Raw genomic sequence first — 13,353 nt, 5'->3', positions numbered from 1 at the left:
GATAAAAAAAAATGATATTATAGATGGAGAGCCGTATACATGGAGACGTGTAAGTACGGTTCGGGGGCAGGCTGATGGAAACCTACCACTGCAAGGTGGCAAGGCGCCATCTGCCGAGCCTACGAATCACCAATAGCAAGATTGGTAACGATATGGAGGGGCTTTCTGAGAAGTTTGCAGGTATTGAGAAGATATATAAGGAGGTAGCTCAATAGTTATTGATTAAAATACAAAGCGATATGAAGCAGCAACTTATTGAAAACAAAATCATCACTATCAGAGAACAAAAAGTGATTCTCGACAGCGATGTTGCGGAATTATACGGAGTAGAAACCAAACGTATCAATGAAGCAGTAAAGAACAACCCCGATAAATTCCCGGATGGGTATATCCTCTATTTATCTATGGATGAAGCCATTGTTTCAAGGTCGAAAATTTCGACCTTGAAACGTGGTGAGAACCTGAAATATGCACCAAAGGCATTTTCTGAACGTGGTTTGTATATGCTGGCAACCATCCTAAAGTCGCCCAAAGCAACCGAAACTACAATAGCCATCATTGAAACATTTACCAAAGTCCGGGAGCTATCCCGTACTATCTCCCAACTATCGGAGCAATCCGAAAAGTCACAGCAAAAGTCTATGATGCAAAAAAGCGGAGAATTAATTTCAGATATACTAAGCGATGATTTTCAAACCGTAGGTACTGAAACCACCATCGAATTTAATCTTTCGGTATTGAAAGTTAAACACACCGTCAAGAAGAGACCCAAAGAATAACTCATCACAGTTTGTGATAAGTTGGTTAATCCCATCAAGAAGTAGCGGGCATCGTCCCGCTATTTTTATATCCCTTTACTCCGGTACATTTTCAAAACTCCAAACGCTACTGCACATTCGTTTATGCACGTTGTGGATTTTTGCAAAAGAACCTCCATAAACCCACACAAGAGTATCACAAGGCAAGCTGGCAATACACTTGTCTTTCCCCTGCGCACCTGTTCCCTAAAACAGACCACTGACACCAAATCATCTTGTAAATCCCTAAAAGATTATCAGACCTTTTATCCGTTTCTCTTGATGTAAACCACTCCCATAAGCAGTCTTGCGGTGGGCGGTCATTTGTTTTCATTTCAATAGGCAAAGGTATTTCCGTGTTTTTACGCCTTAGCAAGTTCAAGCCCTCCGGGTTAGAACAAAAATCTTCCTGCTGCCCTGCGGTTGAGCGTATTTTTCTTCCAAATCTTGCGAAGTCTAAACACTACCCTTTATAGCCTATGTGAAACGAAAACGACCGACCCGACCGAAAGACGCATAAAAAAAAGTCGGATTTACGAGAAACAGGAAAAAGGTTATGAAACTCAACTCCCTCACCTCTCAAATCCGCATAAACTTTAAAAAAACAGGAAATCATGGAAGCGGTAACATTATCAGAAGCAAAAATTTATGTAGGCACATACGGCAAGTATAACGCAGGTTCACTTTTTGGCAAGTGGCTCGACCTCTCCGATTATTCGGATAAAGACGAGTTTAACGAAGCGTGCCGGGAGCTGCACAAAGACGAAGAAGATGCAGAATATATGTATCAGGACTGGGAAAACATTCCCGAAAGCCTAATCGGTGAAAGCTGGTTATCTGAAAAATTCTTTGAATTACGGGATGCAGTGGAAGATATGGACGACACCCGGCAGGAAGCCTTTTTCACATGGTGCAACCACAAAGGACACGATTTTGAGAAAGCCGATGCAGACGACCTTGTAAGCTCCTTTGAAGAGGAATATCAGGGCGAATATGACGATGAAGAGGATTTTGCCTACCAAATTATTGAAGAGTGCTACGACCTGCCGGAGTTTGCCAAAACCTACTTCGACTATGCCAAGTTTGCCCGTGATTTATTTTGCGGCGACTACTGGATGGAGGACGGTTTTGTATTTCGGGTAGCTTAAAATATCAATACGGGCGGGGACATCGACACCCCGCCCACAAATCCCCAAGCAATGGACAAAAAACAAATCTGTAAAATAGTGCTGCGGCTGATGCTGTTGTTTGTTCTGTACCGTTTTGCCTGTGCTGCCGGAACTGGTACGGTGTTACTTCTGTTTTTGGGTTATGGCGTGGCGTGTTTCCTGTTACGGGTCTGCCTGTCTATCCTTTACAGTTTGTGTGTTACGGTGCTGTTTCTGTTGTTGCTTGCTCTATTGATAGTATAAACCAATCAAATAAAATGAAAATGGAATCATTGAATAAAAACGGGGTGAGCATTACCCAAACACCCGGAGAAGAAAAATATATCGAGTGCTGTTTAGGAGCGTTCAGAGGTCAGATTTATATCCAATACGACTACCGCCACACAAACGGCAAACTTTTCTCCATAGTAGCAAAAACGCTTGAAATCTGCCGCCAAAAGCGGGACGAGTGGATAAAACGCCAAGAGCAACGACCCGTTTATATCCTGTTTCAGACAGACGTACACAAAACCAAATCGAGCCGGGTTTGTTTCGGGGTCTACTCCAGTGAAGAAAAAGCCATTGAAGCGGCAAAGAAAAACGACCTCTACACCCATCAGGCGGAGGTCGTTATATTGGAATGTGATATTGATAGCTTTTTGGAATTGTAATCTAAACCGGGCGGAACTCCCGCCCGGCTACTTTCTTTCGTGAGCCTATGCGGGAAAGAAAGTAGCAAAGAAACCTTTTTCCCTGTTTATGAAATGTTTACCAATTAATCCGGCAAACATTTCTTTTATTGTATTTGTCGGTTTATCTCGTTTCTAAACTTCATTGGGTTAGCAACAAATCTGAATGTATTTGTTACACCTCCGGTGGTAACAAGGATTGACCCGAAACCGAAAATACGCCCCATAACACTTTGATTTATCCGCATTCCCTCACACTTGTTTAGCATCAATTCAAGAGCATCCCGACTTAAAATACCTGATTTGAGAATTACCCGTTTATTGGTAACAATATACTCCGTTCCTATTTTCAGAAGAATACTTTTAATCAGGTGGAAACCACCCAAAACCAGCATGAACAAACCTGCATAGTGTGTTATGTCCGTTTGGGTGGAGTAAAAAAGATAGCCCAACAATAGCAGAATAGCAGGTTTGGCAAATATGAACCAATGTATATTTGCACAGTATTCTACTGTTTCGCCTACTTGTAAGTTATTGTTTATGTAGCTCATTGTATTTAATGATTTTTACTTTACTCTTTATGTTTTGTCTTTTTTTTATCAAACGGAATCTTTTTTTCGTTGAAATAGTCAATCAACTTTCCTGATTCAATAACATCAAAAACCTTTTCTTGGGCATCTATAAGACTTGCATATTTCTTGGAACTTTCTAACTGATTTATCGTTATATAATAAGAATCTATTATTTGAGTTATTTTTATACTAAAACCACTTTGCTTTATTAAAACCACATTATTACTATTTTTCCAACGCTTAGAATTTACAAACCTTTTCTTCCTTTCGTCATACCTTTTTTGAGATTCCACTAAATTTGAAGCTATATTACTGTCTGTTAGAACATCACAGCAATATGTTCCAACACCGATAGTACCCCAATTTTCGTGAAAAATAAAGAATTGATGTCGCAATGAACTACCACAATTATCACAAGTCCCAATTAAATCACCTAAATCTTCTTCTCCAAGATATTCCCAACCAACTTTTGGCATTACTATACCGTGTTCTGATGCATGACATCCTTTACACAGAGTTCTACATTCATTTGTTGCATACTCCCAAGGTTTACGTTCGGGGATATATCTTAAATGATGTACCTGCAAAACAACTTCATCTCGACTTCTTCCACAAATTGTACATTTGTTACCGTCAAGTTCAATAACCAATTCTCTAAATTCAGCCCATTGGTTAGTTTGATATAATGACTTTTTTTTCAAATCGTGGGTATAGTAATATTGAATATTTTTCTTTTCTACTTCACATAATCATTCAGTCACATACAAAGTTAATCATAAAAAAACACCCAACAATATTTTGTTGAGTGTTTCTTAACACATTCAGACGAAAAGGGTTATTCCTCTTCCTTGCTGCTGTCGTTGTTGAACGAAAAAGTAAGCTGTACCAACTGTCCGAAACTATCTTCCACATACACGTCAATGGTCTGTTGGTCGGTGGATGCAGAGGTGTAGTAGAGCCGGAACGTCTCTTTCTCCAGCGGGTAAAAATCGTTCGGCAGGAACAATGTACCGTTATCCATTTTCAGTTCCCCTTTGCCGTCCGGTTGAAAGAAGCGAATTTGGTAGGTGGTCGGTAAATATTGCCCGTCCCGTTTCAACTGACACCTAATTTCTGCGGTTTCCCCGACTTTCAGTTTCTTGGGTACAGGCATCGTTTCGATGGTGAACGGGTACGCTTGTTGAATCTCCAGCTTATCATCACACGAGCCGAAGAACAGGAGGGCGGCCACCATGCAGCAGCCCATCCCGATTTTTGATAATCTATTTCGCATATACATTCCGTTTTAATTGATTATAAACTTCATTCCGATACCCACCTGCGTGTGGAACGTCCCGATGGATGAACCGAACAACGCCCGTTCCCGAACATTCAGGAGCAACACCATGCGGTCGGTCAGGTAGGTTTCCAGCTCCAGCGTTAAAGCTCCGCCATACACAAAGGCATCTTTACTGAGAAGCGTTGAGCCGTCCGGCAACAACTTATTGCCCCGGTTACTGGTCTCATATCCGGCAAGGGCAGACAGCCCCGCCGAGAGGAAAAAGGTTTTCCGGCGGTCGGATAAGAAATTCAGATAGTAACCACCCTCTGCCGTGAATTGCTGCACGGGTATTCGTATATCCTTATAGTCGTATCGCTTTTCGAGGTACTCCCCGCCAATCACCCAACGGTCAGCGTGCTTGGTGTAGATGCTGTATGCCGCACCGATGTGGTAAGCAAAATCCGACTTCCCGTTCCAATGGAAGCCGTCAGCCATGCCCGCCGTAACCTGCAATCCTTTCATGCCGGGCAGGTATCTTTGTGCGTGTGCCTGGTTAAAGTTCAGGCACAACGCAAAAAGAATCATTATAAAAATAGTTCTCTTCATTCCTATTTGATTTTAAGTTCGTTAATCACTTCGGCATTTACGATGTCGGCATTCTCCACTCGGATGCTCTGATGTCGTCCACCGTTCTTTTCGTAAAGCTCCACCAACAGGATTTTGTCGTCCGGGATAGTGAATTTCGGTAGCGCATAGACCGTGCGGACGGTTGCTTTACCGCCAATCTCTACTACTTCGTTGTAGCTGCGTACCGCATCCAGCACCGTTTCCTGAATCGCCGTGCGCTTCGGCACTTTCTTGTCGATTATCTTAAACTTAATAAAGTCCGTATCGAACGGCACATTTGAACTATTCTTGGTCTGCGTATGGACGTACAGAATCCCATTGTAGGCATAAATTCCCTTGACAGAGAACTGAATGCCGAACCGTTTGCTACCCAAATGGCGAATCTTGCGGTCGTTGTTTTTGTAGATACTCTGCATTATCAGTTTCACCAGCAGCGGGCTTTCGTTCCCCAGCTCCCGGAAATAGATATTCATTCGGGTATGCGAAAAATCGCTGGTGTCCTCGTTCTCCAAAAAATCTTTCATCTCGATGTTGAGCATTTCCGGTTCACGGGCGTACTTCGCATTGAACGAAAAGAAGCTGCCGTCCTCACAGATTACGGAAAAATTGGTTTCACCCGGAAATCCCTCTGTGGTAGCTTTCACCCGGATTACATTTTCCGCTCCGTCCGCTTTCCCGGCGATAATGTGGTTGCTTCCCAAATCTACATAGCGTACAGCGGCAGGGAAAATAATGTGTACGGTTTTCGCAAAGGTTACTTCCACGCCAAAGGGTGTTACCATTTGACGGTACGGGAGTTTGCGGGTGATACCCTGATACAAATCGTTGCCCGGCACACGACTAATTGTGTCGTTTACCTGTGCCTGAACCGATACTACGCCCATCAAGAGGGCGAACATGACAAATAACTTTTTCATTTGAATTGGAATTTTAGTGTTTATAAATTAGTTCTGTTTTGCGTAAAGCATGACTTTGTAGCCCGCTTTCAGGTGGACTTTCACCGTGCGGAATTTCTTGGCGAGATAACCGGACGTGCCTTGCAGCAAACCCCGTGTTACATCCATCGCAACCTGTTGTCCGGCACTTTGGGCGAATGAAATGCTTGTTCCCAGCCCGCTGCCAATGTTTGCCATCGCTTCGTTAAAGGCTTCCTGCTCCATCGAAGAGGGTACGGAAAGCCCTTTTTGCCCGTCCGAATCGAATACCGCCAGCTCCACCGAAATGATGTTTCCGGCATACTCAATGGAGGACACCATCACATCCAGTCGTTCACCCTGTACCTTTGCCACCGCCGACACCAGCGTGTTTTTCGGCACAACGATATTGCCCGCTTGGAGCGGTTCGAGCAACCGGAGCTTCACCGTTTGCCCGTCCGTCAATGTTTGGTCTTGGTGGATGCAGGCGGCAATGGTGTTTTTGCCGATGGCATAGCCTGAACCCACCGCCGTATTGAATCCATAGTTGCGGTTTTGACTGTATGCCCGTATAAACTCTGCATCGCTCATCGGTTGTTGCAAACCCGATACGGTGTTTTCCCGAAGTGCTTGCACGGGTGCTGCCTGTGGCTTTTGAGTGATGGAAGCGGTAGGCGTTACTTGTGCCATGCCGCCGGATTGTCCCGACTGCTGTCCGTTATTCATATACTTGGCGGCAAGTTCGTAGGACTTTTCCAGCATCGCCATTTGGTCGCCCAACTCGGTAGACGGATTATTCCGGCTCTCTAATTGTGCGGATAATTCGGCAATCTGCTTTTTCAACTCCTCTTTTTCTTCGTCCTCTTCGGGCGTTTCGTAGAAACTACCTAACTGCTCGTTGATATTTCGGTAGGCATTTGTAGAATAGCCAATCGAAGAGCCACCGCCCCGATAGGAAGAACCACTGCCATAAGAGGGCTGCGGATCTTCCTCTTCCGGTATCAGGTCTACCGACTGTTGCCCCGTTTCATCATCGCCCAATGTGAAACCGAAATCCTGCAACGACTTGATTTTATCCTGTTGCTTGCGGTTCATTTGTTCCGCTTCGTAGGCTTTCTGCTTATCGGCGATAATCCCATCCCCGGCAGGTTGCGGAATATCAGCGTTGAATCCGTCCACCGCTTCGGTCGGGGTTTTCTTATCGCCGGAGGGTGCGAATATCAGGTACATACTACCCGCAAAGGCAAGAAACATCAGCGGAAAGATTATCATCTTTTTGCGCTGCTGAATCTGTTGCGGGGTCAGCTCCCGTTTGGGTTTCTCGTCCCGCTGTGGCTTGCCACTCTCATTCTTCTGTAATTCTTCCATTTCTCTGAATCTTTAATTGGTTGATACTATCTTTCTGCTCCATCGGCAAGCGTCCGAGATGTTCGATTTGAAGCTGTTGCCCGTCCCGTTTTCCCATGTTGTATATGGAGGAAACCGTTATGTAAATGGACATACCACCGAAGAAAAAGAACATCACAAGGATTACTACCAGCCGTTTTTCAGGCGTGATACGACCGCACAGGCGGCGGAGGGTATCATCTGTCCAATCCTGCACTTTGGTTATCAGGTTCGTTTTCATCGCTTCATGGTTTGTAAGTCCTTATTCTCTGTAATGGTAAAGGCTTCGATGATAAAGCCGTGCGGGTTGTTATCGCTCCGGGTGGCATTCAACAACCGGCACGAGGTTACAAGGCTGCGCACCGTCAGGCTGCTTTCCCGGATAATCAACTGGCGGGCGTAGGTACTGACCCGGTAGGGGTACTGGTTGAAATCGCACTGCACGCTGTCAATCTCCACTGTCTGATTGATGTTACCCGAAATCACCCGGTTGTAATATCCCTTTTCTGCCAAGTCCTTGTAGTAGTTAAAGGCACTCTTGTCGGCAAGGAAGAGCGAACGTTTGACGTTGCTTTCAATAGCATCTTTGTCGGGCGAGAGCGTAAAAAAGAGTTCATGGAAACGGCGCACGTGTTCCCGTGCTTCGACAGGTCGGTTCTGCGCCATATCCTGCGAGAGAGCCAGCATAAGCGACTTGCCATTGTCCAGCACATAGATTTTCTGCCGCTGCTCTTCGGCAAAGGTGTAGGAGTTCCACACCACAAATCCGGTTACTACGGCGCACAGGCAGATGAACACCAGCACAAAGAGCCTGATTTGTCGAAAACTGGTTTCGATATTCGTTAATGATTTGAATTGCATATTTCTGAAATTAATTAGTGATTATTTGATGAGTTTTCCCGCAATCTTTCCGGTTGCCGCTCCAGCGACAGCACCCGCCAGCGCACCTGCACGCCCTACATTGCGACTATATCCGCTCGTTCCTCCGGCTTGCACAATCCACCCGGCAACGGTCGGTATAGTGAAGTAGCCGATGATACCGATAATCATAAAAATGATGTAAACCGAATTGCTCCCGTCCGGTATGAAATTGGGGTCGGAAAGGGCTTCGATGTCCTTTTGCAGCATCAATACCTGAATACGTGCCAGTACGCTGCTAAACAGGTCGGCGACAGGCAACCACAGGTAAATGGAGATATAGCGGGTTATCCACTGGGTCAGCGTGCTTTGGAATCCGTCATAGACGGAAATCGCAAACGCTATGGGACCCAGTATCGAGAGGACAATCAGAAAGAATGTCCGCAGCGTGTCGATAATCAGGGCGGCAGCCTGAAACATCAGTTCCAGCAGCTCCCGAAACCAATCTCGGACAGATTTTTTAATATTGTACGCCGCCCTGTCCATATACATTCCTGTCATAGTTACCATATCCGATGGCGACCAGCCCAGTTCTTCCAGTTGTCGGTCGAACTCTTCATCGCTGGCGAGATACGCCGTTTCTGGATTGCGCATCAGGGCTTCATACTCCAGTTTGTCTTTCTGCTGGCGGTATTCATTCATATTGAATGTCTGTGTCTCCAATAGGTTGTTACACCCACGCACCACTGGAGACAGTACGGTGTTAATCGTTCCCAGCACGAATGTGGGAAAGAACATAATGCACAACCCGATGGCAAAAGGGCGTAACAGTGGGTACACGTCTATGGCTTCGGCACGGGCGAGGGCTTGCCACACCTTGACCGCCACATAGAAGAGTGCGCCGATTCCGGCAATGCCTTTGGCTACTCCGGTCATATTACTGCACAACGGCATCATATCATCATACAATGCCCGTAACACTTGATGCAGGTTGTCAAATTCGATGGCTAATAACATACTCTTACCTTATTATATATGTTACCAGTATCGTTCATCACCTCTGCCATAGAGAGCCATCACCCGGTCTGTGTCATTTTTCTTCTTGGCACGCAGGTAGGACACGGAGATATTTTTGCGGGTGTAGTAGTTCACAAGATTGCGGTAATTCAAAAGGCTGTTATACGCCCGGTCAATGAGTGCCAGCCGTTCGGCATCGCTCATCGACATACCGTTGATGTTCACCACATTTTTCAAATCCTGCAACACGTCTGCGCTCTCGTCCAGCAATTTGGCATAGCCAAAGGCAATAGAGGTAAGTTCCTGCGGGGTGTAGTTCTTATCGGACAGCATCTTTTGAAAGTTGGTGACATAGATTTCCGATATTTCACCCACCATCACAATGCTTTTCTGCACTTTCTTTCCGCCCTTGACAATATCGCTTACCTTTTTGAGCGCATCGTAATACTCCTTACCTTGCTGGAAAATCTTCTGCGTTTCCTTGAAGTTGTTAATGACATTGTTCGCCGTTGTCGAGGTTTGCACAATCTGTTTGGCGGAGTTGATGATACCCTGCGCCAAATTCGTGGGGTCTGTTACCACCCATTGGGCGTTCGCCGTACCGAAACAGCACAGGCACGCCGCCACTGCTATGAATATTCTTGCTTTCATACGTTTACTTTTTTAGTTGTTTATTACTTCGTTGAAACTCGCCGCCGGGTGAATGGGTAATCCGGTCAGCTCGTTTGTTGTAGGTCAGCACCACCGCAAAGCCCGTGTCGATGTACAGGCATCCGTCCGTTTCCCGGACGGTGTAGGTGTCGGTATGCTCTTTCCCCCGAACCGTTACGGTACGGGTTACTTTGTATTGTCCGCTCTCTTCCCACAGGGAGAAATGCGGGCTACCTTTCACGCTGACCCATTCGCCCCGCATCCGCTCCAGCTCCTTTGCCGGACGTTCAGAACAAGCAGATACCAGCAACAGAAAGGCACACGCCAGTATCGGAAATAAGAATCTTACCTGTTTCATTTCTGTTCCTGATAATAAATTGTGATGTTACTGCCAGCGGACATTTGAAATACGGGTTTGTTGTCCCTGAATCCGCAATAGACTATCTCGACACGTCCGCCAATTATTCTATCTTGTACTTCTATATCATCCACATACTGATGGGATGTTTTGGGAACATTGGTGGAGAAATAGATGCTATCTGCTCCCCAGCCCAATTCAATAGCTTGTATTTTAGAAATTACCATACGTTTAATTTTTAATGATTATTTTTCGGGATTACGCTTACTCTCTGCCAGCCGCTTGATAGCCAATTCGAGGTTGCCGCCTAACTGTTCGGAGAGGGCGAACAATTCCATTTTTTCGGTCTCTTCGGTGGTGTAGGTGTAGTATTCGGCCAGCGACACTTCGGTGGCGTACACCGCCGACTGTGTGCCGCCAAGACCAATCCACACCTCTTTGTATTTCCTGCCGGGATGGTTCGCCATGTTGATGGAAAGTACCTGCGCTTTCTCCTTGTCGGTCAGTCCCAACAGCGTTTGGATGCTGTCAAACTTATTAAGATACTTACGCTGGTCTAAGAGGATTTTACAATCCGAGTTATTGATGATGGATTCCTTGACAATGGGCGAAGAAATAATATCTTCCACCTCCTGCGTTACCACGATGGCTTCGCCAAAATACTTACGAACCGTTTTGTACAAATACTTTATGTAATCTGCCATGTTTGCACTGGCAATCGCTTTCCAAGCCTCTTCGATTAATATTAATTTCCTGATACCCTTTAGCTTTCGCATTTTGGACACAAAAGATTCCATGATGATAATTGTCGTTATCGGGAACAGGATTTTGTGGTCTTTGATATTGTCCAATTCAAAGACAATGAATCGTTTATGTAATAAATCCAGCTCCTTATCCGAGTTCAGCAAGTAGTCATATTCACCCCCTTTGTAGTAGGGTTCGAGGACATTCAGGAAACCGTCAATATCGAAATCTTTCTCCCGGACGTTCTTTTCCGTAAGCCGCTGACGATAACCGTCCCGCACATATTCGTAAAAGGTATTGAAGCACGGTTTGATAGACTTGTCGCCCGTAATCTTCTCGATATAAGCACTCACGGCATTGGATAACGCCACCTCTTCCGAGCGGGTCGGGGCTTCATCGTCCCGCTTCCACAGGGTCAATATAAGGGTTTTGATACTCTCTTTCTTTTCAATATCAAATACCCCGTCCTCGACATAAAAAGGATTAAAGGCTATCGGATTTTCGTTCGTGTAGGTAAAGTACACCCCATCGTCACCACCCGTGCGATTGTTTATCAACTGGCACAGCCCCAAATAACTGTTACCCGTGTCCACCAACAGTACGTGCGCACCCTGCTCGTAATACTGGCGTACCATGTGGTTGGTGAAAAAGGACTTCCCCGAACCGGACGGCCCAAGTATAAACTTGTTGCGGTTCGTGGTGATACCTCTTCGCATCGGCAGGTCGGAAATATCCAAGTGAAGCGGTTTACCGCTCACCCTATCGACCATCTTAATACCAAACGGTGAAAGTGAATCCTTGTAGTTGGTCTCTTCGGTGAAAAGACACAGGGCGTGTTCGATAAACGTGTAGAACGATTCTTCCGCCGGAAAATCCCCGGCGTTGCCCGGTATCGCCGCCCAAAAGAGTGTCGGCGTATCAACCGTGTTGTGGCGGGGCTTGCACTCCATCAGAGCCAACTGGCTGCCGACATCGTTTTTCACCCGTTTGAGTTCTTCCCGGTCGTCCGCCCATGCCATCACGTTGCAGTGGCAACGCACCGAAACCAGCCCTTTGCTGTGCGCTTCATTTAGGTATTCTTCAATCCATTCTTTATTCACCTGATTGGCACGTGAGTAGCGGGACAGCGAGTGCATATTTCTCGCCATCTTCTCGAAGTTTTTCAGGTTCTCGGCGTGATCGTCGATGAAGATATACTGGTTATAGACGTGGTTACAAGAGAGCAACACACCCACCGGAGCGGCAAAGGACAATCGACAATCCGAACGGTCGGTGGACAAACGTTCGTAGCGGGTATCAGTCCCCACCGTTCCCGGCAAATCCTCCACATCCGAAAGGGTGTGCATACACAGCACGTTGTCCCCGATACGCATATCTTCGGGATTCAACTGTAAATCTTTCAGCGTGGTGGTGTCGGTTTGCGATAGCGAGAAATACTTTTCAATGATTCCCGCCTTGCCATCTTCCCCGGTAATATCCGGCGAAGTCAGGCGGGTAAGGGTAATGAATCCGCTATCGTTCATAATCCGCTCAAACTGTCCGACCGCTTCCAAAAATTTGGTTACGGAATCCTTATCTTCTATCTCTTTGGGTATAATCTTTCCCCGGCAGAGAGTGGAAAAGTCGCTTTGGCGGCGGCTTTGCTCCCGTGTCGTTTTTGTCAGGAACAGGTAACAGTAATGATTCAGGAACGGACGTTCGTTGAAATGGAGTTCAAACGAACGGGATAGAAAACTAAGTTCCTCCTTTTCAATCTTGGGCTGGTAGTTCTCCTTGACGAAGAAATCCTGCTTGTGGACGATGGAGAAATCCGGCAATACCTTGACCGCCTTGTGCCATGACGAGTGAATCGCTTCGTACTCGGCACTGGTAACGGTGAACAGCTCCGGCAACTCCACCCGGAAAGCGACCGTGATGTCGGCATCTTTGCTGACGATACAGTCATTTTCCACTGCCAAAAGTGGGAACTTATTTTCCAGCGTAGTAGCTTTTAATATATTTCTCATTCATTCTTCTTTTTATAGGTGAGTAATCGGGGAATCGCCTTGCGGCTGATAATGTATTGGGGATGCCGTTTGCGGGCGGTAACTTTCATCAGTCCGTGCGTGCCGTACTTTTCGTTGAGCTGGAATGTTTGCCATACCAGCAGCAAGGCAGCTGTAACACCGAACCCGATGCAGACCCATTGGCTGACACCTGCCATAAACAGGATGATGAACACCACAAAGACGGCAAGTAAGCCACCTGCAAAGATGAAGAGGTACTGACTTTTCAGCCCCTTGAACTCCACTGGCTTTCCGATACCCCGGTTGATGGAATATTCAGACATAC

16 protein-coding genes and 1 pseudogene are annotated in these 13,353 nt (G+C 46.0%); 3 read left to right on the top strand and 14 right to left on the bottom strand.

Annotated features, from left to right (window positions below; all coding sequences use genetic code 11):
• The first annotated feature begins 239 nt into the window (after positions 1 to 239).
• The 3 genes and pseudogenes from PHO71_RS15680 to PHO71_RS15670 all read left to right on the top strand — a co-directional run.
• Entirely contained in the window at positions 240 to 779 is a 540-nt protein-coding gene (locus PHO71_RS15680; RefSeq protein ID WP_300205102.1) for an ORF6N domain-containing protein, read from the top strand.
• A 632-nt stretch (positions 780 to 1,411) separates the two neighbouring features.
• A complete protein-coding gene (locus tag PHO71_RS15675) occupies positions 1,412 to 1,945 on the top strand; it encodes an antirestriction protein ArdA (RefSeq protein WP_300205100.1) in 534 nt (177 codons plus the stop codon).
• 284 nt (positions 1,946 to 2,229) lie between these two features.
• Positions 2,230 to 2,436 (top strand): annotated as a pseudogene (locus PHO71_RS15670) (DUF3873 domain-containing protein); the annotation flags it as partial.
• Between the two features lie 305 nt (positions 2,437 to 2,741).
• On the opposite strand, the gene PHO71_RS15665 reads toward PHO71_RS15670, so the two are convergent.
• The 14 genes from PHO71_RS15665 to PHO71_RS15600 all read right to left on the bottom strand — a co-directional run bounded on the left by PHO71_RS15665 (position 2,742) and on the right by PHO71_RS15600 (position 13,351).
• Positions 2,742 to 3,185, bottom strand: coding sequence for a PH domain-containing protein (locus tag PHO71_RS15665; RefSeq protein ID WP_300205098.1), 444 nt, complete (start codon positions 3,183 to 3,185; stop codon positions 2,742 to 2,744).
• A 20-nt stretch (positions 3,186 to 3,205) separates the two neighbouring features.
• Positions 3,206 to 3,907, bottom strand: a complete 702-nt coding sequence (locus PHO71_RS15660) for an HNH endonuclease signature motif containing protein (protein WP_300205096.1) — start codon at positions 3,905 to 3,907, stop codon at positions 3,206 to 3,208.
• A 134-nt stretch (positions 3,908 to 4,041) separates the two neighbouring features.
• Positions 4,042 to 4,485: a DUF3872 domain-containing protein gene (locus tag PHO71_RS15655; protein WP_300205095.1), complete on the bottom strand. Its 444-nt coding sequence runs from the start codon at positions 4,483 to 4,485 to the stop codon at positions 4,042 to 4,044.
• Positions 4,486 to 4,491: 6 nt separating this feature from the next.
• Positions 4,492 to 5,073 carry a conjugal transfer protein TraO gene (locus PHO71_RS15650; protein ID WP_300205093.1) on the bottom strand — a complete coding sequence of 194 codons (582 nt, stop codon included), beginning with the start codon at positions 5,071 to 5,073 and terminating at the stop codon, positions 4,492 to 4,494.
• Positions 5,074 to 5,075: 2 nt separating this feature from the next.
• Positions 5,076 to 6,011 (bottom strand): conjugative transposon protein TraN, encoded by a 936-nt coding sequence (traN, locus tag PHO71_RS15645; protein WP_300205091.1) that lies wholly within the window; start codon positions 6,009 to 6,011, stop codon positions 5,076 to 5,078.
• A 27-nt stretch (positions 6,012 to 6,038) separates the two neighbouring features.
• Complete coding sequence (gene traM / locus PHO71_RS15640; RefSeq protein WP_300205089.1) at positions 6,039 to 7,376, bottom strand: conjugative transposon protein TraM; 1,338 nt, start codon at positions 7,374 to 7,376, stop codon at positions 6,039 to 6,041.
• On the bottom strand, positions 7,354 to 7,635 hold the full coding sequence (locus tag PHO71_RS15635) for a TraL conjugative transposon family protein (RefSeq protein WP_300205087.1): 282 nt from the start codon (positions 7,633 to 7,635) through the stop codon (positions 7,354 to 7,356). Before PHO71_RS15635 ends, traM begins: the two co-directional genes overlap by 23 nt.
• Positions 7,632 to 8,255, bottom strand: coding sequence for a conjugative transposon protein TraK (gene traK / locus PHO71_RS15630; protein WP_300205086.1), 624 nt, complete (start codon positions 8,253 to 8,255; stop codon positions 7,632 to 7,634). The genes PHO71_RS15635 and traK overlap by 4 nt, the downstream gene beginning before the upstream one ends.
• Before the next feature lie 21 nt (positions 8,256 to 8,276).
• A complete protein-coding gene (gene traJ, locus PHO71_RS15625) occupies positions 8,277 to 9,269 on the bottom strand; it encodes a conjugative transposon protein TraJ (protein WP_300205084.1) in 993 nt (330 codons plus the stop codon).
• A gap of 21 nt (positions 9,270 to 9,290) precedes the next feature.
• Positions 9,291 to 9,920: a DUF4141 domain-containing protein gene (locus PHO71_RS15620; protein ID WP_300205082.1), complete on the bottom strand. Its 630-nt coding sequence runs from the start codon at positions 9,918 to 9,920 to the stop codon at positions 9,291 to 9,293.
• Positions 9,921 to 9,924: 4 nt separating this feature from the next.
• Positions 9,925 to 10,278, bottom strand: a complete 354-nt coding sequence (locus tag PHO71_RS15615) for a DUF3876 domain-containing protein (RefSeq protein WP_300205080.1) — start codon at positions 10,276 to 10,278, stop codon at positions 9,925 to 9,927.
• Entirely contained in the window at positions 10,275 to 10,505 is a 231-nt protein-coding gene (locus PHO71_RS15610; protein ID WP_300205078.1) for a hypothetical protein, read from the bottom strand. Before PHO71_RS15610 ends, PHO71_RS15615 begins: the two co-directional genes overlap by 4 nt.
• Positions 10,506 to 10,523: 18 nt before the next feature.
• Positions 10,524 to 13,028, bottom strand: coding sequence for a TraG family conjugative transposon ATPase (locus tag PHO71_RS15605; RefSeq protein ID WP_300205076.1), 2,505 nt, complete (start codon positions 13,026 to 13,028; stop codon positions 10,524 to 10,526).
• Complete coding sequence (locus PHO71_RS15600; RefSeq protein WP_300205074.1) at positions 13,025 to 13,351, bottom strand: DUF4133 domain-containing protein; 327 nt, start codon at positions 13,349 to 13,351, stop codon at positions 13,025 to 13,027. Before PHO71_RS15600 ends, PHO71_RS15605 begins: the two co-directional genes overlap by 4 nt.
• Positions 13,352 to 13,353: the final 2 nt, after the last annotated feature.

The organism is Bacteroides sp., from assembly GCF_028690125.1.
Lineage (GTDB): Bacteria > Bacteroidota > Bacteroidia > Bacteroidales > Bacteroidaceae > Bacteroides.
This window is presented reverse-complemented; position numbering and strand designations above follow the sequence as displayed.